This window comes from Mycobacterium sp. Root135 (assembly GCF_001426545.1).
GTDB lineage: Bacteria > Actinomycetota > Actinomycetes > Mycobacteriales > Mycobacteriaceae > Mycobacterium.
Genome location: NZ_LMEZ01000006.1, coordinates 688,077 through 708,172, shown reverse-complemented (window position 1 = coordinate 708,172; position 20,096 = coordinate 688,077). Strand labels below are relative to the sequence as shown.

At 69.4% G+C, this 20,096-nt stretch carries 20 protein-coding genes; 8 read left to right on the top strand and 12 right to left on the bottom strand.

Annotation, left to right across the window (positions count from 1 at the left end; all coding sequences use genetic code 11):
- Window positions 1–6: 6 nt before the first annotated feature.
- Entirely contained in the window at window positions 7–645 is a 639-nt protein-coding gene (locus ASD37_RS20020) for an HD domain-containing protein (RefSeq protein WP_056555138.1), read from the top strand.
- Between the two features lie 3 nt (window positions 646–648).
- Here ASD37_RS20020 and ASD37_RS20015 read toward each other — a convergent pair whose 3' ends face one another.
- The 7 genes from ASD37_RS20015 to ASD37_RS19985 all read right to left on the bottom strand — a co-directional run bounded on the left by ASD37_RS20015 (window position 649) and on the right by ASD37_RS19985 (window position 9,145).
- Window positions 649–2,433 (bottom strand): sulfatase-like hydrolase/transferase, encoded by a 1,785-nt coding sequence (locus tag ASD37_RS20015; RefSeq protein WP_235568488.1) that lies wholly within the window; start codon window positions 2,431–2,433, stop codon window positions 649–651.
- A 32-nt stretch (window positions 2,434–2,465) separates the two neighbouring features.
- The gene (locus ASD37_RS20010; protein WP_056555573.1) at window positions 2,466–2,930 is read right to left on the bottom strand and encodes an SRPBCC family protein; all 465 of its coding nucleotides are present in this window, start codon (window positions 2,928–2,930) and stop codon (window positions 2,466–2,468) included.
- Between the two features lie 34 nt (window positions 2,931–2,964).
- Window positions 2,965–5,367 (bottom strand): lysylphosphatidylglycerol synthase transmembrane domain-containing protein, encoded by a 2,403-nt coding sequence (locus tag ASD37_RS20005; protein WP_056555128.1) that lies wholly within the window; start codon window positions 5,365–5,367, stop codon window positions 2,965–2,967.
- Between the two features lie 102 nt (window positions 5,368–5,469).
- Window positions 5,470–6,279, bottom strand: a complete 810-nt coding sequence (locus ASD37_RS20000) for an SDR family NAD(P)-dependent oxidoreductase (RefSeq protein WP_200959933.1) — start codon at window positions 6,277–6,279, stop codon at window positions 5,470–5,472.
- Window positions 6,280–6,311: 32 nt separating this feature from the next.
- Complete coding sequence (locus ASD37_RS19995) at window positions 6,312–7,874, bottom strand: FAD-binding protein (RefSeq protein WP_056555126.1); 1,563 nt, start codon at window positions 7,872–7,874, stop codon at window positions 6,312–6,314.
- 9 nt (window positions 7,875–7,883) lie between these two features.
- Window positions 7,884–8,702: a mycofactocin-coupled SDR family oxidoreductase gene (locus ASD37_RS19990; RefSeq protein ID WP_056555117.1), complete on the bottom strand. Its 819-nt coding sequence runs from the start codon at window positions 8,700–8,702 to the stop codon at window positions 7,884–7,886.
- The gene (locus tag ASD37_RS19985) at window positions 8,702–9,145 is read right to left on the bottom strand and encodes a nuclear transport factor 2 family protein (protein ID WP_056555567.1); all 444 of its coding nucleotides are present in this window, start codon (window positions 9,143–9,145) and stop codon (window positions 8,702–8,704) included. Before ASD37_RS19985 ends, ASD37_RS19990 begins: the two co-directional genes overlap by 1 nt.
- A 66-nt stretch (window positions 9,146–9,211) precedes the next feature.
- Between ASD37_RS19985 and ASD37_RS19980 the strand changes: the two genes are divergently transcribed.
- Window positions 9,212–10,102, top strand: coding sequence for an SDR family NAD(P)-dependent oxidoreductase (locus ASD37_RS19980; protein WP_056555564.1), 891 nt, complete (start codon window positions 9,212–9,214; stop codon window positions 10,100–10,102).
- Here the strand turns inward: ASD37_RS19980 and ASD37_RS19975 are convergent.
- Window positions 10,099–10,896, bottom strand: a complete 798-nt coding sequence (locus ASD37_RS19975) for an oxygenase MpaB family protein (protein ID WP_056555561.1) — start codon at window positions 10,894–10,896, stop codon at window positions 10,099–10,101. The two genes, ASD37_RS19980 and ASD37_RS19975, sit on opposite strands and share 4 nt — an antisense overlap.
- A gap of 123 nt (window positions 10,897–11,019) precedes the next feature.
- On the opposite strand from ASD37_RS19975, the gene ASD37_RS19970 reads away from it, so the two are divergent.
- Window positions 11,020–12,789: an MOSC and FAD-binding oxidoreductase domain-containing protein gene (locus ASD37_RS19970; protein ID WP_056555558.1), complete on the top strand. Its 1,770-nt coding sequence runs from the start codon at window positions 11,020–11,022 to the stop codon at window positions 12,787–12,789.
- 7 nt (window positions 12,790–12,796) lie between these two features.
- On the opposite strand, the gene ASD37_RS19965 is transcribed toward ASD37_RS19970, so the two are convergent.
- Entirely contained in the window at window positions 12,797–13,450 is a 654-nt protein-coding gene (locus ASD37_RS19965; protein ID WP_056555116.1) for a DedA family protein, read from the bottom strand.
- 117 nt (window positions 13,451–13,567) lie between these two features.
- Here ASD37_RS19965 and ASD37_RS19960 point away from each other — a divergent pair, with 117 nt between their 5' ends.
- Window positions 13,568–14,494: an enoyl-CoA hydratase gene (locus tag ASD37_RS19960; RefSeq protein ID WP_056555555.1), complete on the top strand. Its 927-nt coding sequence runs from the start codon at window positions 13,568–13,570 to the stop codon at window positions 14,492–14,494.
- Window positions 14,487–15,635 (top strand): thiolase family protein, encoded by a 1,149-nt coding sequence (locus ASD37_RS19955; RefSeq protein ID WP_056555115.1) that lies wholly within the window; start codon window positions 14,487–14,489, stop codon window positions 15,633–15,635. Before ASD37_RS19960 ends, ASD37_RS19955 begins: the two co-directional genes overlap by 8 nt.
- Window positions 15,636–15,638: 3 nt before the next feature.
- On the opposite strand, the gene ASD37_RS19950 is transcribed toward ASD37_RS19955, so the two are convergent.
- Window positions 15,639–16,955, bottom strand: a complete 1,317-nt coding sequence (locus ASD37_RS19950) for an acyl-CoA dehydrogenase family protein (protein WP_056555552.1) — start codon at window positions 16,953–16,955, stop codon at window positions 15,639–15,641.
- A gap of 46 nt (window positions 16,956–17,001) precedes the next feature.
- Between ASD37_RS19950 and ASD37_RS19945 the strand changes: the two genes are divergently transcribed.
- From ASD37_RS19945 to ASD37_RS19935, 3 genes are read left to right on the top strand one after another with little or no spacing between them, the layout of a single operon-like run.
- On the top strand, window positions 17,002–17,187 hold the full coding sequence (locus ASD37_RS19945) for a hypothetical protein (protein ID WP_056555549.1): 186 nt from the start codon (window positions 17,002–17,004) through the stop codon (window positions 17,185–17,187).
- Window positions 17,188–17,227: 40 nt separating this feature from the next.
- Window positions 17,228–18,229 carry a patatin-like phospholipase family protein gene (locus ASD37_RS19940; RefSeq protein WP_056555112.1) on the top strand — a complete coding sequence of 334 codons (1,002 nt, stop codon included), beginning with the start codon at window positions 17,228–17,230 and terminating at the stop codon, window positions 18,227–18,229.
- Between the two features lie 20 nt (window positions 18,230–18,249).
- Window positions 18,250–18,936, top strand: coding sequence for a 2-C-methyl-D-erythritol 4-phosphate cytidylyltransferase (locus ASD37_RS19935; protein WP_056555109.1), 687 nt, complete (start codon window positions 18,250–18,252; stop codon window positions 18,934–18,936).
- On the opposite strand, the gene ASD37_RS19930 is transcribed toward ASD37_RS19935, so the two are convergent.
- Both ASD37_RS19930 and ASD37_RS19925 read right to left on the bottom strand, forming a co-directional pair.
- Entirely contained in the window at window positions 18,914–19,639 is a 726-nt protein-coding gene (locus ASD37_RS19930) for a 2-C-methyl-D-erythritol 4-phosphate cytidylyltransferase (protein ID WP_156720977.1), read from the bottom strand. The two genes, ASD37_RS19935 and ASD37_RS19930, sit on opposite strands and share 23 nt — an antisense overlap.
- Window positions 19,636–20,058 (bottom strand): PPOX class F420-dependent oxidoreductase, encoded by a 423-nt coding sequence (locus ASD37_RS19925; RefSeq protein ID WP_056555107.1) that lies wholly within the window; start codon window positions 20,056–20,058, stop codon window positions 19,636–19,638. Before ASD37_RS19925 ends, ASD37_RS19930 begins: the two co-directional genes overlap by 4 nt.
- Window positions 20,059–20,096 lie beyond the last annotated feature (38 nt).

Genomic DNA, 20,096 nt, shown 5'->3' with positions numbered 1-20,096 from the left:
GAGATCATGACCGAGACCATTGGCGGCGTAGCCATACCGGACAGCGCATTGGCGAAGGATGCGACCGAGCTGATCCGAGACACCACCAACGAGTTGATCTTTCACCACTCGCGCCGGGTGTTCCTGTTCGGAAGCCTTCAGGCGCGCAAGTTCGGGATCAGCCCCGACGCCGAGTCGCTGTACGTCGCGGCGCTCTTCCACGACACCGGACTGGTGCCGCCCTACCGTGGCACCGCCCAACGCTTCGAGATGGACAGTGCCGACGCCGCCCGGGCGTTCCTGATCTCGCACGGCTACTCCCGTCCCGAGACCGACGTGGTCTGGACGGCGATCGCGCTGCACACCACTCCCGAGGTGCCGTACGGGATGGACCCGGTGGTCGCCGCGACCACCGCGGGCGTGGAGACCGACGTCCTCGGACTCCGGTTGGACGCGATCGATCCCGCCGACCTCGACGCCGTCACGACGGCGCACCCGCGGCCCAACTTCAAGGCCGAGATCCTGCAGGCGTTCACCGACGGCTTCAAGGACCGGCCCGACACGACGTTCGGCACCGTCAACGCCGACGTGCTCGAGCACTTCGTCCCCGGCTTCCGGCGCACCGACTTCGTCGACGTCATCACCAACTCGGCCTGGCCGGAGTAGGGGCTACAACCCGATCTTGCCGAGGGCCTTGCGGAGCACACCCTCGGAGTGACCGGTCGGAGGCTGCCGATCGGCGTAGGGCCACGGCCGATTGCGTTCGGGCACCGACGACGCCCGCGACTGCTTGAGCTGCATGCGCAGGTGCGTCCGCACGTCGTGCAATGCCGGGTCGTCCCACCGGTTGTCGGTCTCGATGGGGTCCGCGGTCAGGTCGTAGAGCTCCCACTGGTCGTCGAGCGGGTCGGTCCGGTACGCCTCACCGCCCATGCCGTTGGTGGCCAACTGGCGCACGCCGGGCTCGGTCCACGTCGACGGATCGTCGAAGGTGCGGACCAGCTTCCACAGGTGCCCGGCGCCGCCGGTCGCGTCGGCGTCGTCCACCCGAACCACCAGACCCTCGAAGTTGGACGCCACGTGCGCGGGAATCCTGATGCGCAGGGGCGCAGGGGGATTCACCGTCAACCCCATTCCTCGAGCGGCGGCCGACGCCCCGGTGTCGCCCTCGAGCACGTTGTCCCGCGTCATCAGGTAGACGGCCCGACCGTCGTCGGCGGCCCCGCCGTTCACCACCGGCATGAGGTCGCGGCCTGGTAGCGGGTGCACCTCCGAGAACGACTCGGACAGCACGTCTGCCACCACGTCGACGTCGACGCCCGCTGCGGCGAGCAGGGTCGGCACCAGGTCGACGTGTGACGTCGGGGCCGAGACGACCCGGGCCGTCGTCGCGTCCGCGCCGATGCGAGCGACGACGAACGGCACCCTGGTCGCTTCGTCGTACAGGTTGAACCACTTCTGGTGGAGCCCGCCGTGAGCACCGAGCAGATCCCCGTGATCCGACGTTCGCACCAGGACGGCGTTCTCGGACCCGCCCTCGGTGACCGCCCGGCGCACCCGGTCGAGCGGTCCGTCCACTTGGGCGTGCAGGCGGTAGTACAGGTCGCGGTACTGCTGCGCGTTGCGCTTGTATCCGCGACCGATCGCCTGCGCCGGACCGTAGCCCGAGTAGTAGGCCTCGCGGAACGCGATCTGCGCGGCCGGCTTGGTGCGCAGGTCCTCGTCTGCCGTCGGCGGGGCGGGCACGTGCGGCGGATCCAGCGACGGCGACGCGGCCAGCGGGCTTCGGCGTTGCCACGCCGGGAACAGGACGATGTCGTGCGGGTTGACGAAGCTGGCGACCAGAAGGAACGGGCGCAGCGCGGCCTCATCACCGGCGCGGCGGCGCTCGTAGCGGTCCGTCAGCCAGGCGACGACACGATCGGCGAACAGCGGATCGCGGCGAAAACCACTGTTGGACAACGCCGCTCCATGCGGCTCTGGGCCGACCCAGCCGGAGAAGCCGTACGGGCCGAGCGGGTCGGCGTCGAGGTAGCGTCGAACCGCGGCCTCGTCGACCACCCCGTCGTCGTCGTTGGTGGCCAACGGTCCGCCGGTGGCGGGGTCCTCGAGATCGGCGTGCGAGATGTGCCACTTGCCGTCGTAGTGGGTGTCGTAACCCGCGGCTCGGAACCAGTTGCCGAGCGTGGGCACCTCGCCGCTGCGCAGCCACCGGAGCCGGGAATCGTCGTAGCGCTTGCCGATTCCGTCGGTCTGGGTCACCCCGTGCAAGTCGGGATACTGACCGGTGAAGATCGTCGGGCGGCTCGGCACGCACGCCAGCGACCCCGTGTAGTGCCGCGCGAAGCTCACGCCGTTCTCGTCGAACCACCGCCTGCCGCCGAGGGCGCGTCGGCGCCAGGCGAGCAGATCCGCCGACTCATACGGCGGGGTCGCGCGTTCCTCGTCGGTCATGAGGATGACGACGTCGGGTCGCCGGGGATCGGTCACGGGGTGTTCTCCGTTCGTCGGGCCAAGCCGGTGAGCATCGAATCGGACAGCTTGGCCATAGTGCGACAGACGGCCCACTCGGCCGCGCCGGCCACTGGCCCTGGCCCGATCTCGACACTGCTGGTCAACGTCACCCGCGTCGTCGTGCCGAACGTTCGCAGCGTCCACCGGTTGGCGACGGTGCGCAGCCGGCGGGGGAGTCCCTCGACGTCATAGGCCAGTGCCACGGCCGGATCGAACTCGGTGATGCGCTCCACCAGCACGTTGCGCCCGACCTGCACGCGGCGCGTCGTACCCTTCGGCGCACCGCCGGGCCCGTGGTTGAGGATGCACGAGTGGTCGACGTCGTCCGCCCACGCGCTAAGTGATCCGAAGTCGGCGAGAACGTCCCAGATCGCCTGCGGCGGGGCGGTTATCGTGCGGCTGCGGCTGATGTCTGCCACCCCGTCATCAAACACCATCGGGGACGGCTGCGGGTGCGAGTCCACGAGCCGGCTAGATCATGTCCTTTCTGGTCAGCCACCGCATCACCGGCCAGCCGACGAAGACGGGCAGCCAGCAGGTCAGCACCCGGTACAGCAGGACCGACGGGACCGCGACGGCGGCCGGCACCCCGAACGCGGTGAGCCCACCGATCAGTGCCGCCTCGACGGCGCCGACGCCGCCAGGGGTGGGGGCAGCCGAGGCGAGCGTGCCACCGATCATGGTGACGACGGTGACGGTGACGAAGGTGGTGCCGCCGCCGAACGCGCCGACGCTGGCCCACAGTGCGAGAGCGGCCCCGAGAGTGGTTGCGGCACAACCGGCGACGATGATCGCAAGGCGCTTCGGCTCGCGTGCCAGCTCGGCGAGCTCACCACCCAATTCCTTGACGCGGGGGCGGAGTTCGGTGCCCAACCATCGCCGGAGCTTCGGCACGAACGTGAACACGCCGACGATGCCGAGCGCCACGCCGCCGATGAGGTAGAGCACCGTGGTCTTCGGCACGAAGTGGGACAGGTTCGCCGACGTTCCTGCGATGACGCTGAAGAAGATCAGCAGACCCACGTGGGTGATCACCTGAACGGACTGCTGAAGGGCCACCGCGGCGGTGGCCCGCAGCGCGCCGAGTCCGCCCTTCTGAAGGAACCTGGTGCTCAACGCGAGACCACCGACACCGGCGGGCGTGGTGGTGGCGGCGAAGGTGTTGGCCACCTGCATGATCGTCAGGTTGCGGAAGCTCACCAGCCCCGAGGCGCACGCCCACAGGGCAGCGGCCGCACCCACGTACGTCAGCGCAGACACCGCCAATCCGAGCAGCGCCCACCACCAGTTGGCGGTCCGCAACTCGGAGAAGAACGCGGGCACGGTGCTGATGAACGGGTAGGCGACGTAGACCAGCGCCACCAGCAGCACCAACTGGATCACCTGGATCCTGGTGAAGCGGGTGATGGTCTCGGCCTTGATCTGGTCGGCCCCGGTCTGGTGCATGACCTCGTCACGGGCGGCCGACATCACGGTGCCCGGATCGATCACCGACGCGCGAATGTGCTTGGGCAGAGCGGCTTTCGTCAGCCGGCGGGAGGCGCTGAGGACGGTGCCTTCGTCGAATTCCGCGATCGCGGCGCGCACCGCGGCCTCGGCGCCGAAGATCGCGGTCGTCGTCACCAGAAGGGCGGCGATGTCGGCCTGCAGCAGCACGTCGGTCGCACCGTATTCGGCGCTGCCGAAGCCGCCGAAGAGCGCGGTGGCACCGTCGTCTCCGACGTCGACCGTGATCTCCTTGCCGCGAAGATCGCCGTGGGAGATCTGGTGGCCGTGGAGGACCGCGAGTGTCTTCCAGACAGGTGCGACGAGGGATTCGTCGGCGGAGGTCTCGTCGAGCGCCACGCCCCGCGTCGGGGTGTGGGCGTACAGCGTCCAGCCGCGGTCGAGCGCGGACAACGCGACCGTGGTGCTGTTGGCCACGCCGAGGTCGCCGATGGCGATCGCCATCAGACCGCGGTGCTCGACGGCGCGTCGCATCGAGGCGTGCAGGGGAGCGGTCTCGCTGTTGCGCAACCGGGCTCGCCGCCAGACCTGGCTCATGATGCCGCCGCTGCGCTGGTTCGGGCCGTACATCTCGACGATGGCGCGCGATCCCACGGCGTCCTCGGGGTCGTCCGTCGCCGCCCACAACACCAGCGGCCCCGGGCCTGCGGGCCGCACCACCGTCAGCCCGGTTACGGCGAATCCCCGGCGCAGCAGCGCGCGCACGGCTCCGTCGAGCGGCACCTCCAGCGCAGGGGTTCCGACGATCAGCACCGTGAGCGCCCCCACGAACCACCCCACCGCCAGGCCCAGCAGCGTTCGGGCCGGCACCACGGCGCTGACGACCAGGTGGATCGGCACGAAGGCCAGCAGCAGCGCCCACCACCACCGGCGCCACCGAGCCTCCAGCCACGGGCCGGAGACCGTCAGCATCGCGGCGAGCATGGCGATCCAGCGCGGGTCGTCGAGGAACTGCGACAGCAGTGTCCGCAGTCGGTCGTCGAGGTCGAAGTGCCAGCGGGGCGCCGCGAAACCGCTGGAGTTGACCGACAGGGCGAGCACCGCGGTCAGGCCCGCCGCGCCGTAGGCGCCGAGTAAGCGCCACTGACGGGCGGTGACGAGCCCGAAGAGGATCGCGAAGGGAAGCGCCAGAATGGCGACGCCATAGGCCAGGTACACCAGGTTCGACTGCGTCGGGGTCAGCAGCGCGACGATTCCCGAGATGGATCGCTCGAGGGCCACCCAGTCCCGGCGCGTGATCAGCGAACTGGTGATGACCACGATGAGGAAGACCGCGGCGAGGGCCAACCGGAAGATGTCGTTGGTGCGACGCGCGAGCGGCTGCAACAGGTCGCCGGAAACGGCGACGTCCCGCCCGTCAACTCGCATGCCTGAAGGATTTCTTCCGATCGATCGTCGTGCCACGTGGTCGGCGGCCCGCGGCCAACCTATCCCAGCTGACAACCGGTTCCCGGGATTGTCGGACCCGAGCTACATGTGGGTACCGCCGTCGACCCGCACTTCGGTGCCCGTCATCCAGTACGCGTCGGGGGAGCCGAGCATCGCCACGACGCTGGCCACGGCGTCCGGTTTGGCGAACATCGCGCCGTCCTCCAATGGCAGCACGGACATGATCTTTCCGAGCAGCGCGAAGTCCATGTCCTCGGGGAGACCGGGCCCCACGCTCTGCTTCGACTCGCCGACACCGTCGGTCATGCCGGAGGACACCGATCCCGGCTGCACGCAGTTGAACCGGATGCGCTCCTTGCTGAACTCCAGGGCGAGGGCGTGCGTCATCGCCTGCACGCCACCCTTGGACGCGGCGTAGGCCGACATGTACGGGTGGGCGAAGTTGGCCGAGGTGGAGCTGAAGTTGACGACGGCGGCCCCGGTGCCACGCCGCAACGCGGGAATGGCCTCGCGGGTGACGAGGAACGTGCCAAAGAGGTTGACGCGCAACACCTTTTCGAAGTCCGCCAGCGTGGTGTCGGTGAAGTGCGCCGACCGGAGTATGCCCGCGGCGTTGACCAGGGTGTCGAGACCGTCCGTCGCGTCCAAGGCTTCGGCGAAGCCGGCTCGCACCGACTGCTCGTCGCCGACGTCCATCCGCACCGTCGACAAGCGGTCACCCTGCGAGTCGGCCTTCGCCACGGTGTCCGCGAGCCCGGCCTCACTGACGTCGGCCGCGACGACGGTGCCGCCCTCGTCCAGGATGCGCAGAACGGTGGCCTGACCGATGCCGGAGCCGGCACCGGTGATCAGGACCCGACGGTCGGCATAGCGCCGCAGTGAGGAAGACATGGGGCGAATGATGCCTGCCGGAGACGTCGGTGTCAGGCAGTCGCGGAAGAGGCCATGTGCAGCGCGGCGAGGTGGCTGAACAACATGGAGGCGCCGATCGGGTTGCCACCGCCCGGATACGTGGTGCCGCTGACCGCGGCCATCGTGTTGCCCGCGGCGTACAGGCCTGGGATCGGCCGCCCCGTGGTGTCGAGGACACGCGCGTCGCGGTCGGTGCGCAGACCGCCCTTGGTGCCCAGATCGGACACGCCGAACGCGGCGGCGTGATAGGGCGCCGTGGTGAGGGGCACCAGGGGTGACGCGCCGCCGGTGAACGCGCGGTCGTAGGCCTCGTCGCCACGGCCGAAGTCGGAATCGGTGCCGTCGGCCGCCAATTCGTTGAAGCGCGAGACCGTTTCGACGAGGTGGGCGGGCGGGACGCCGATCGCCTCCGCGAGTGCCTCCAGGGTGTCCGCGGTGTGCCACAGCCCGGCCTCGCGGTACCGCTCGGGCTCGACCAGCGACACGCTGGCCGACAGCATCGGCGGGGTCTCGCCGGCCGTGTCGTCGTAGACCATCCAGAACGGCAGTCGCAGAGCGCCGGAGTCGACGTGCGCGATGACGTCGCGGCCCAGCCGGTCGTAGGGGGCGGATTCGTTGACGAAGCGCCGACCCTCGGAGTCGACGAAGATGCCGCCCGTTGCCCCAAGGGAGAAGGTCGACCGGCCGTCGGGATGCGTCAGACCCGGTGACCACCAGGCCTGATCCATCAGATCGGTCGCGGCACCGACTCGGATGGCCGCCTGGTGCGCGGCACCCGTGTTGCCGGATGCGCCCATGGAGTCGGTGGGATCGCCTGGCACGCCGAAGGTTTCGCGCATCTCGGCGTTGTGCTCGAACCCGCCGGCGGCGAGCAGGACGCCCCGGCGGGCCCGGATCCGGACCGGGGCACCACCACGGAGGACGACGGCCCCCGTCACGGCGCCGTCGTCGTCGACGACGAGGTCGGTCAGGGGCGACTCGAGGTGCACCGACGCCTTCGGAAGGCGAAGGAGCGCGGCGAGGAAGCGGCCGACGAGGGCGCGGCCGCCGGTGAGCAGGTCCGGTGCGGGCGCGCCGAGGCGCTCGTTGTCGAGCGGTCCGCGGATGCGGTCCGAGTAGGACCCGAGGAGCTCGGCCTTCAGCGCCCGAGACACGATGTGCCGCATACCGTCCAGGCGCGCGCTCGGAGCACTGCCGAAGTAGTCGGGCCAGGGCAGCACCTTGAATGCGAACGAGTCGTCCTGCTCGAGGTATTCGACGAGGCGCGCCCCGCCCTCGACGTAGGCGTCCTGCAGATCCCGCGGCGTGCGGTCGCCGACGACGGCGTGGAAGTAGGCCAGCGCGTCGGCGATGGTGTCGTCTACCCCGAGGCGGCGCAGCACCGGATTGCACGGGAACCACATGCCCCCACCCCCGGAGAAGGCCGTCGTCCCCCCGAACTTGTCGGAGGCCTCGACCAGGGCGACCGAGAGGCCTTCGCGAGCGGCGGTGTAGGCCCCGGTGATGCCGCCGCCCGAGCCGACGACCACCACGTCGACCGTCTCGTCCCAGCTCTCCGATGCATCAGTCGTCACGGTGAATCATCAACTCCTCAGAGTGAATCCGGCATCCAACGGCCACGACGTGCCGGTGATGAATGCCGCGTCGTCGGACACCAGCCATGCCACCGCGGTCGCGATCTGTTCGGGTTGCAGCAGGGCGATCGGCAGGGCGTTGAGCTGGCTGGACAGCCACGGGTCACCGGCCGCCGACAGCTTCATCGTGGTCTCGTTGAGGATCATGTCGGTCGCGACGCCGCTGGGGTGGATCGTGTTCACCCGGATCGAATGCCCGGCGAGCTGGTCGGCCCACACCTGCATCAGCGCCACCAGTGCGCGCTTGGAGGCCGCGTACCCCTGAACGCCCGCGCGTTCGGTGCCCGCGGCCCTGATGCCCTGCGTCGAGCTGACCAGCACGATGGATCCGCCTCGGCCACCGGCGATCATCGCGGGGATGGCCGCGTCCACGGTGTTCCACGCGCCGATCAGGTTGACCTCGACGACGTCTCGGAACGTCTTCGCCCGCTCGTCGGTGTCGCTGACCCGGATGATTCCGGCGTTGGCGACGACGACGTCGAGTCGACCGAACCGCTCGACGCCGTCGGCGACCGCGGCCGTCACCGCGTCGGGATCGCGAACGTCGGTCTGGCTGGCGAGGATTCGCCCGCCCTGTTCCTGAACCAACCGCACCGTCTCGGCCAGGTCGTCGGTCGTGGCGCCCGGGTAGTCGGTGGTGTCGAACTCGGCACAGACGTCGAGCGCGACGACGTCGGCGCCCTCACTGGCGAGTTTGACGGCGTGGGCGCGGCCCATCCCGCGGGCGGCGCCGGTGACGAGCGCGACCTTGCCGGTCATGGTGCCCATCAGAACTTGAGGTGCTTGCTGACGTCGCCGACCTGGTCGACGAACATGGTCCGGGTGTCGAACCGCCACGCTCCGTCGACGCGACGGAAGGTGTCGCGGTAGCGGCCCGTCACGATGACCTGCAACGGCAGCTCGGGGGTCGCCTGCGTGACGCAGTAGTACGCGCTCGACCGTGCGGTGCCCGCGTCGTCGTCGACCTCGACCCGCACGTTGGTGGTCACATGTTTGGTCATCGGGGTGCCGTCGTCGTGGAAGCGCACCGCCATCTCGTACATCTTGCGGACGCCTGCGCTTCCGGTGAAGACCGTCTCCGGCCCACCGCCGTCGACGCCGCAGATCCGGCCGTGGGCGAACAGGGCGGCGACCCCGTCCAGATCGCCCGCGTCGAACAGCTCCGCGTAGGTGTAGACCAGGTTCTCGACGTGCCGGGCGCTGTCCATCACGGCCGACATTACGGTCGTCGAGCCGAATTGGTCACCGGTTCAGCACAGATGGTTAATCTGACGACCGTGACATCTCAGTGGTCGCCGACCCGACTCGGCAATCTGACCGGCAAGCGCGTCGTCGTCACCGGGGCCACCAACGGTGTCGGACTTGCGACGGCGGGTGCGCTCGCCCGTGCCGGCGCGCACGTGATCCTCGCGGTGCGCAACGTCGAGTTGGGCGCCCAACGTGCCGCCGAGATCGGCGGGGACACGTCGGTCGTCAAACTGGACCTCGCCGACCAGTCCACGGTGCGCGCGTTCCCGGGTCTGTTCGACGGTGACGTCGACGTCCTCGTCAACAACGCGGGTTTGGTCGCGCAGAACCGGTCCGAGACGGTCGACGGGTTCGAGATGACGTTGGGCACCAACTTCCTCGGGCCGTTCGCGCTGACCAATCTTCTGTTCCCGCGGGTGCGTTCGCTGATCGTCAACGTCGCATCCGACGCGCACAAGTCGGCCAAGATCGATCTCGACGACCCCCACCTGCGCACCACCAAGTGGTCGGCGTTCCCCGCCTACGGCCGGTCCAAATTGGCGATGATGCTGTGGGGCCTCGAACTCGACCGACGGTTGCGTGCGGCCGGGTCGCCCGTCACCAGCCAGCTGACCCATCCCGGGTGGGTCGCCTCGAACTTGTCGAACGTGTCGGACAAGCGGGTGATGTCGGCGTTTCACACCGTGGTGAAGACGGCGGCCAACGTGCTCGCCAACGACACCGATGCTGGCGCGGCCCCGACGCTGTACTGCATCAGTGAACCCATCCCGCCGGGTAGCTACGTCGGCATCGACAGCAGGCTGGGGCTCAAGGGCGCGCCGACGCTGAGCGGCCGTTCTGCGGAGGCGTGCGACTACGAGGTGGCCGCGCAGGTGGTCGCGTTTGCCGAGAAGGAAACGGGCACAACCATTCCCGTCTAGCCGCGGGCGAGGGCCCACCGGATGCCACCGACCAGGGTGCGTCCGGCCACCCGGACGGCCGTCACCTCCAGCGGTGGCAGGTACGGCAGGCGCAACGGCAGCCGGGCCCACGCCGGAAGCATGGCCACCGAGGTCGCGGCGAGCACCGCGTACGGCGGCTTGGCCAGCAGCGGCAGCGGGGGAGTGAGCAGCAGGAACTTGGCGGCCTCGCGGGCGGCGGCCGTACCGTTCAGCTCGGGTCGATAGTCCGAAATGCGTTGTGCCAATTCGCCTTCGGTGCGGGGTGGGTCGACCACTCCGAGTGTCGCGGCAACCCGGGCGGTGTCGGCGACGTAGTCGTCGCGCTCCTGCTGGTCGAGTGGGCGTGCCCCGTACAGCTGATGCGCCCGTAGAAAGCTGTCGACCTCGGCGACGTGCACCCATCCGAGGAGGTGCGGGTCCGACGCCTCGTAGTGCCTGCCGTCGGCGGCGATCCCGTGCACTCGACGGTGGATGCCGCGGACCTTGTCGACTGCGCGCTGGGCGTCGTCGGCCGGACCGAACGTGGTGACGGCAAGGAAGGTGCTGGTGCGCTGCAGTCGCCCCCACGGATCGCCGCGGTAGTCGGAGTGTTCGGCGACGCCCGCCATCGCCAGCGGGTGCAGGGATTGCAGTAGCAACGCGCGCAATCCGCCGACGAACATCGACGCGTCACCGTGCACCCGTCTGATCGGGCGGTCTTCGGTAAACCACCGCGGGCCGGGGGTGTCGTGGATGCGCGCCCGGTTGGCCGGACCTTCGGGGCCCGCCACCATGCCGAACAGGCGTTGGCCCAAGCCGTCGCGCACCGTCGTCAATCCAGGCAAGGCCACGTTTCCGACAGTACGCCCGGCATCGTCGGGCTATCTTGCAGAAAGTGCGACAGAAGGGTGACGGCCATGGCCGTGTTGACCTCGTTGAACGTCGGCCTGCCCGCCGACGTCGAGTGGAACGGACGAGTCGTCCACACCGGCGCGTGGAAGGCCCCAGTCGACGGACCACGGATGGTGCGCCGTCTCAACGTCGACGGTGACGGCCAAGGAGACCTCGGCGGGCACGGCGGCGAGAACCGGGCCGTCCTGGTGTATCAGGTCGACTCCTACCGGCACTGGAACGCCGAATTCGCGCGCGACGACCTGGCGCCCGGCCACTTCGGGGAGAACTTCACCGTCGACGGTCTGCCCGACGACGAGGTCTGCATCGGTGACCGCTACCGGATCGGCGACGCCGAGTTCGAGGTCACCCAGCCGCGCGTCACCTGCTACCGCGTCGGGCTCAGGGTGGGGGTGCCGAGCATGGCCGCGCTGCTGGTGTCCCATCGTCGTCCGGGGTTCTACCTGCGGGTGATCCAGGAGGGCGAGGTGCGCGCCGGCCAGGAGATCGTCAAGACCGCCTCCGGTCCCGGTGAGGTGACGGTCGCCGAGATCGACGCACTGCTGTACCTGCCGGGCCATCCCCGGGACAGTCTGCAGCGTGCGCTGCAGGTGCCCGCGTTGAGCCCCGGCTGGAAGACGTCGCTGGAAAGCTTGGTGGCGCAGGCGGACGGGACGGCGGGCAACGCGGGGTTGACCGCCGCGGCGAGTGCCCCGCCGCCCGCGTGGAAGGGATTCCGGCCGCTCGTCGTCACCGCCGCGCGCGACGAAAGTGCCCTCATCCGGTCGCTGACGCTGGCCGATCCCGACGGGCGGCCGCTACCGAATTGGTCGCCCGGGCAGTCGATTACGCTGCGCCTGCGACCCGATCCCGACGGTGCCGCCGTCATCCGCAACTACTCGCTGTCCAACCCGCCAGGTTCGGGGATCTACCGGATAGGAGTCAAGAAGGAACCACAGGGGCGGGGCAGCGGATATCTCCACGCGGGGGTCGTGGCGGGTGACGTGCTCGACGTCGCCGCTCCCCGTGGCACTTTCGCGCTCACCATCGCCGACGACCCCGACGGCCCGCCGGTGCTCCTGGTGTCCGCGGGCGTCGGGATCACCCCGGTGCTCTCGATGCTGCACGCGTTGGTCGCGGCGGGCTCGACGCGCGAGGTGTGGTGGTTGCACGGCGCGCGCGACGGAACGGCGGACGCGTTCGCCGCCGAGTGCCACGAGCTGCTCGGCAAGCTGCCAGGTGGCCGGTCGCACGTGTTCTACAGCAGGCCCGCGGCGGCTGACCGGCTTGGCCTGGACTACACCGGGGCGGGCCGAATGTCGGCCGAGGCACTCGACGCACTCACACCGCCCAAGGACGCCGACGCCTACCTCTGCGGGCCGGTCGAGTTCATGACGGTGCTCATCGCGGCGCTCGTCGCCTACGGCCTGGCGCCCGAGCGCGTCCACAGTGAAACCTTCGGCGCGACGGCAGGTCTCACCCCCGGCATCGCGGCGACCGCCGCCGGGCCACCGCATCCACCCGCCGGTACGCCGGGGCCGGGGCCCGACGTCGGCTTCTCTCGCAGCGGTCTGACGGTGCCGTGGGGACCTTCCTACCCGAGCCTCCTGGACTTCGCCGAGGCATGCGACGTGCCCGTTCGGTGGTCCTGTCGCACGGGGGTCTGCCACAACTGCGAGACGGCCGTGTTGTCGGGATCGGTGCGCTACGAACCGGAACCGTTGGAGCCGCCCGCGGAGGGGAACGTCTTGATCTGTTGCTCGACGCCGGACGGCGAACTGGTACTCGACCTGTAGCGGCTCGTCAGGTCTTTCGCAGCGTGTCCCAGTCGTGCTCGTCCTCGAGTGCCGCGATGGCCTTGGTCGTGCGCTCCTTCATCACCAGGGTGAACACGACGCCGACCACCACCGCGAGCACCAGTGCAACCCAGGAGAACCGGGACAGCCACTTCTCGGCGGCCAGGCCAAGGTAGTAGACGACGGCCGTGGTGCCGCCCGCCCAGAAGATCGCACCGGTTGCGTTGGCCGCCAAGAATTTGCGGTACGGCATCTTCAGCGCGCCGGCGAGCGGGCCCGCGAAGATGCGCAGCAGCGCGATGAACCGTCCGAAGAACACCGCCCACACGCCCCAGCGGGTGAAGAGCTGTTTGGCCAGTGCGACGTGGCCGGGGCCGAAGTGCTTGGGGAAGCGCCTGCCCAGCCGCTCGAACAAGCCCATGCCGTATCGGTGGCCGATGCTGTAGCCGATGGTGTCGCCGACGATCGCGCCGATGGTCGCCGCCGCCGCGACGCCGACGGGGTTGATGTCCAGCGTGTGCCGCGAGGCCAGCAAAGCGGCGCTGACGAGGGCGATCTCACCGGGCAGCGGGATGCCGAGACTCTCCAGGCCGATCACCACGCCGACGACGAGGTACACCGCGATCGGCGGAATGGTCTGCAGCAGGGCGTCGACGGTCACGCGCTAAGGATGCCCTACTCCGTCGAGAGTGCGCGGAGATCGGGATTTCGGCGCGGACGGCGATCTGGCAGCACACTCGACGCGGGTGGGCGAAGCGTGGGAATAGAGTCGCACGGCATGGCCGACTACCGCTTCGTCACCTACGAGACCGTCGACGAGGGCACCATCGCCCGGATCATGCTCAACCGACCGGACCAGCGCAACGCGCAGCAGCGCGGGCTGCTCGTCGAACTCAACGAGGCGTTCCTCCGAGCCGAAGCCGACGACGACGTCCGCGTCGTGATCCTCGGCGGGCACGGGCCGATGTTCTCCTCGGGCCACGACCTCGGCTCCAAGCAGGCCATGGCCGAGCACGCGCCCGGACCCGACCAGCACCCGAGCTTCACCGAGGGCGGCGCGACCCGCAAGGCGGCCGAGAAGCTGATGTTGCAGGAGTGGCACCACTTCTTCCAGAACACCCTGCGTTGGCGAAACCTGCGCAAGATCACCGTGGCGCAGGTGCACGGCGACGTGTACGCCGCCGCGTTGATGCTGATGTGGTCGTGTGACCTCATCGTCGCGGCGGAGGGCACGCGGTTCGCCGACGTCGTCGGCACCCGGCTCGGCATGTGCGGTGTCGAATACTTCGCCCACCCTTGGGAATTCGGGGCACGCAAGACCAAGGAGCTGATGCTCACCGGCGACACCCTCTCCGTCGACGAGGCGTACCAACTCGGCATGGTGTCCAAGGTGTTCCCCCTCGAAGACCTGGCCGAGCAGACGTTGGAGTTCGCAAGGCGGATCGCGAAGGTGCCGACGATGGCCGCCCTGCTGGTCAAGGAATCGGTTAACCAGACCCAGGACAACCAGGGCTTCTACAACTCGTTGAACGCGTGCTTCACGCTGCACCAGCTCAACCACAGCCACTGGACTCAACTGCACGGCGGCGGTTTCCCCGTCGCAGGTGAATCCGATGGCGTCCCCAATTGGCGGCAGGCGCCGCCGGTGGTGCCCGCGGTGAAGGACCAGGTCCGTGCCGGCGGAACGGAGCAGACCGATGCGTGAGACCGTCGTCGTCGGAGCCGTGCGCACGCCGGTGGGCAAGCGCAACGGCGGGCTGTCGGCCCAGCACGCCGCCGACCTGTCCGCGGTCGTGCTGCGAGAACTCGCCGAACGCACCGGCGTCGACCCCGCGGTGGTCGACGACGTGATCTGGGGTTGCGTCTCCCAGGTGGGCGACCAGTCGAGCAACATCGGACGGTGGGCGGTGCTCGCCGCGGGCTGGCCGGAGCACATCCCCGGCACCACGGTGAACCGGGCCTGCGGGTCCAGCCAGCAGGCGCTGGACTTCGCCGTCCACGCGGTGATGTCGGGCCAGCAGGACGTCGTCGTCGCCGGAGGTGTCGAGGTGATGAGCCGGGTGCCGCTTGGTTCCGCGCGGGCCACCGGAATGCCGTACGGGCCCAAAGTGCTTGCCCGCTATGACGACTTCTCGTTCAACCAGGGCATCTCGGCGGAGATGATCGCGACGAAGTGGGGGTTGTCCCGCACCCGCCTCGACGAGTTCTCCGCGCAGTCGCACACCCGCGCGGCGGCCGCCCAGGACGCGGGCGCGTTCGTCGACCAGATCGTTCCGGTGTTCACCGACGACGGGGGAGTGGTGACCGTCGACGAGGGCATCCGGCGGGGAACCACCGCCGAGAAGCTGGCAGGCCTGAAGCCGGCCTTCACAGACGACGGCGTCATCCACGCAGGCAGCTCGTCGCAGATCTCCGACGGCGCCGCGGCACTGCTGGTGACCACCGCGGAGAACGCCGTCACCCTGGGCCTCACCCCGTTGGTGCGCTACCGCGCAGGCGCGGTGACGGGCGCCGATCCGGTCCTGATGCTGACGGGTCCGATCCCGGCCACCCAGAAGGTGCTGCACAAGGCCGGCGTGGGCATCGACGAGGTCGGCGTCTACGAGGTGAACGAGGCGTTCGCGCCGGTCCCGCTGGCGTGGCTGGCGGAGACCGGTGCCGACGAGGCGCGGCTCAACCCGCTGGGCGGCGCGATCGCGCTGGGCCATCCGCTCGGAGCCTCGGGTGCGGTCCTCATGACGCGAATGATCCATCACATGCGCGACAACGGAATTCGCTACGGACTGCAAACCATGTGCGAGGGCGGCGGCACGGCCAACGCGACCATCGTCGAGCTCATCGCTTGAGCGTCACTGGTTTCCGACTTCCAGGTCGAGGTACTCGGCGAACCTCGCCCGCGCCTCGTCCCGCTTGCGGGGAATCCAGCCCGTCGGCCACACGTCCTCGCTGGCGCGGTAGCCCCGCAGGACCTGCTTGGCGACGGTGGTCTTGTGCACCTCGGTGGGGCCGTCGGCCAACCCCATCACGCCCGCCGCCGTCACCATGCCGAGGAACGGCATCTCGTTGGTGACACCGAGCGCGCCGTGGACTTGCATTGCGCGCCAAGCGATGTCGTGGAGCACGGTGGGCATCAGCACCTTGACGGTGGCGATGTCCTTGCGCACCCTCTTGTAGTCGTCGTACTCGTCGATCTCCCACGCGGTGTAGAGCACCAGCAGCCGGAACTGCACGAGCTGGGCGTATGAGTCGGCGATGAAGGCCTGCACGGCCTGCTTGTCCGACAGCAGGCTGCCCGCGGTCTCACGGCTCAGCGCGCGCTCGCACATCATGTCCATCGCCTTTTGGGCCAAGCCGATCGTGCGCATCGCGTGGTGGATCCGGCCGCCGCCGAGGCGGGTCTGGGCGATCGCGAAGGCCCGTCCCTCGCCGCCGAGCAGCGCGGTGTCCGGCACCCGCACGTCGTCGTAGTGGATCAACGCGTGGGAGCCGTGGCCCTCGGCCTCGCCGTGCAGGCCGGCGTTGCGCACGACGTGGACGCCGGGAGTGTCGGTGGGCAGAAGGAACATCGACATCCCCTGATACGGGCTGACGTCGGGATTGGTCACGACCATCACGATCAAGAACGCCGCCGTACTTGCGTTGGAGGAGAAGTACTTCCAACCGTTGATCACCCAGTCGTCACCGTCGCGCACCGCGCTGGTGGTGAACTGCGTGGGGTCGGAGCCGCCCTGCGGTTCGGTCATCGAATAGCTCGAGAAGAGCTCGCCGTCGAGCAGCGGCCGCAGATAGCGCTCCTTCTGGTCGGGGGTACCGAACTGCGCGATGATCTCGGCGTTGCCGGTGTCGGGCGCCTGGCACCCGAATATGACGGGCGCCCACTGGGACCGGCCGAGGATCTCGTTGAGCAGCGCGAGCTTGAGCTGACCGTATCCTTGGCCGCCGTGTTCGGGGCCGAGATGCGTTGCCCACAGGCCCTTTTGGCGCACCCGCTCCTTGAGTGGGTCGACGACGCTGCGGCGCTTCTCGTCCAGCGGGGTGAATTGCAGGTGCGGCCAGATCAGGTCGAGCGGCTCGACGTCGTCGCGAACGAAGTCATCCGCCCAGTCCAGGAGTTCCTGGTACTGCGGATCGGTCTGGAAGTCCCACACGAGGTCACCCTTGCCCATCTTGGATGTGGTGGTCGCACCACCGGCGAGCTTGCACACTGGAATGATGACTGCACTTCGCGTGGCCGCGCTGGCATTCGGTCTGCTTGCGCTGTGCGCGGGTGGGTTGCAGCTGTGGGCCTACGCCTCGAGTGGGTTCCCGCGGCACCTGGTGCTCGGGGTGTTCGCAGTCGCGGTGGGACTCAGCGTGGTGGTCGCCGCCGCCTCCCGGAAGGGGCCGAGGTGGCCGTAGTTTCCCTCGCATGTCGGGCCCGACCCGTACCGTCGACTGCATGACAGAGGCCAAGCGTGCCGACCTCGTGCTCTCCGGAGGCGGCGTCAAGGGAGTCGGCCTGGTGGGGGCCGTCGTCGGACTCCTGGACGCCGGCTACCAGCCGCAGCGCATCTCCGGCACGTCGGCCGGATCCATCGTCGGCGCGGTCGTGGCGGCCGCGGCCCACACCGGCACGATGACGGGCGCACAGGTCAAAGAGCTTGCGCTGCAAATTGATTACAGCAAGTTCCTCGACCCCGGTCCGGTGGAACGGGTGCCGTTCCTCGGCCCGTCCCTGGCGCTGCTGCGCGGATCGGGAATCTACCGGGGCGATTACATCCACGACTGGATCCGGGGCCAGCTCGCCGATCTCGGCGTGGTGACCTTCGGCGATCTGGCACTCGTCGACGACGAGTTGCCGCCGGAGCAGCGCTACCGCCTGGTGGTCACCGTCGCCGACGTCACGACGGGGCAGCTGGTGCGGCTGCCGTGGGACTACCGCAGGGTCTACGGCCTCGACCCCGACGAGCAACCGGTCGCCGACGCCGTCCGCGCGTCGATGTCCATCCCGTTCTTCTTCCGGCCGGTGGAGCTGACCAGCACCTCAGGCCTCACCTCGACGCTGGTCGACGGGGGGCTGCTGTCGAACTTCCCGATCGACTCGCTCGACAGGACGGACGGACGGGCGCCGCGGTGGCCGAGTTTCGGCATCACGCTGCTGCCGAACCTGCCCGACGGCAACGACAAGGCGATCCCCGCGTTGGCCGCGCTGCGCGTGTTGGGCGCTCCGCACCTGCTCGAGGACGTCATCACCACGATGCTGGTGGGTCGCGACCAGACGTACCTGAATCAGCCGTGGGTCAACGCGCGGGCGATTCGCGTGGACTCGACCGACGTCGGTTTCCTCGACTTCGACATCACCGAGAACGAGGTGGAGGCGCAGTACCTCAAGGGTTACGGCGCGATGGAGGACTTCCTCGCCGGCTGGGATTGGGCGGCATATCTTCGCCGGTTCCGCTGATCGTCGCTACTGTCTCGACGATGAAGCAGTGCGCGGTCGTGCCGATGACGTCGTCCGCGGACGTCGACGCGGCCATCGCGCCGGTGAGCGACGAGGCGCCGCTGGTGCGGGTGGTCAGGTCGGTTATGCAGGCGGTGGCCGAGGGTGACGTCGTGGTGGCGACGGTGCCCGTCCTGGCGGCGAGTGTCCAGGAGTGCCTTCGGGCGGCGGGATTGGGCGTCGCGGTCGCCGTGACCCGGGGATCGGGATCGCGCCGCCAGGTGCTCCGTGCTGGCCTCGAGCATCTCGGCGTCGAACCGCATACCGCGGCTGCGGTCCTGATCTGCGACCACCGGTTTCCGCTGTCGCCAGGCGAGCTGGCCGTTCGCGTGCTCGCCGCCCTGGCGACCGGAGGCGAGGTCGTGGTCCCGGTGCTGCCGATGACCGACTCGGTCAAGACCGTCGACGAGCTGGGGTCGGTGTTGAGCACCGTCGACCGTGCCACGCTGCGGACCGTGCAGTTCCCGAGGGGCTTCACCGCGTCGGCGCTGTGGCAGCTCGTCACCGAGTCACCAGCCACCGTGGCCGACGGGCTCGACGAGTTCCACGACGCCCTGCGCGCGGGGCTCGACGTGCGCGTCGTCGACGGCGACGCGGCCGCCTTTCAGGTCGAGTTGCCGCGGGACGCGCACCTGCTGGACGCCGTCATCGCGTGCCGCTGCGACTGATCCTGTCCTGCAGAAGCCGTTCCGCGAGCCGCACGTCGGGGGCGAACGTCACCTTGAGGTTGGTGGCGGCGCCGGGGAACACGTGCACGTCGAGGTCGGTGTAGTTCTGCACGCACGACGCGGTGTCGGTGCCTTCGAAGCTGCCGTCCGCGGCGGCCAGATACGCGGCGAGCAGGGGCCGTGCGCGAAACGCCTGCGGGGTCTGGACCCGGACGAGCGTGCCGTCGGGGGGTGACAGTCGACCGTCGAGGTCGGTCGCGACCACCTCTGCCGCGGGCAGCACCGGGATGGCGCCGCCGCTGGCTCGGGCCGTCGTCACGGCGGTGTCCATCATGGCCGGGCTGGCCAGGGGACGGGCGGCGTCGTGGACGAGGACGACGTCGACCGCGCCGGATTCGATGTCGGGTGCCAGGTGGCGCAGGACGTTCTCCTCGGAACCGTGGCGGGTGTCCCCACCCTCGACGAGTTCGACTCGTAGCTCGGGCACCTCCGCGGCCAGGGTCCTGGCGGCAAGCTCGCGTTCGCCGCGGCGGAACACCAGAACGGTGCGGGTGACGTTCGTCGACCGGGCCACCGCCTCGACCGACCACGACACCATGCTGCGACCGACCAGCGGCAGATAGGCCTTGTTGCCGTCGGCGCCGACGCGCGTGCCCATGCCCGCGGCCAGGACAACCCCGACGGCGGCGGGTGGCGGCTTCACTCGGCGAGGTTGAACGCCGCGAGCACCTTGGTCGGCCGGATCCGCACCACGAGCTCACCGGGGACCCCGTTGCGTCGGCCGTACTCCTCGGCCTTGTCCGCACCCATGTAGCGGCCTCCGGCGCGGGTAGCGACGGCGACGAGGTCCTCGGGATCCTCGCTCAGTTCGGCGACGCCCTGCACCTGGACGAACGAGTACGGCGGATGGGGATCGTCGACGCACACCACCACGCGGGGGTCCCTCTGCAACGCGCGACCCTTGGCGGTGTCCTTGCCGGTGTTGAACACCAGCTGGCCGTCGTCCACGACGAACCAGACCGGCGCCACCAACGGCCTGCCGTCGGCCGCCACGTAGCCGAGCATCGCCGTCCGAGTGCCCTCGGACAGGAATGCGATCACGTCATCGGAGAGTTCGTTCACACCGTCCACGGTAAGCCCGCAGGCACCGGCGCGAGAGG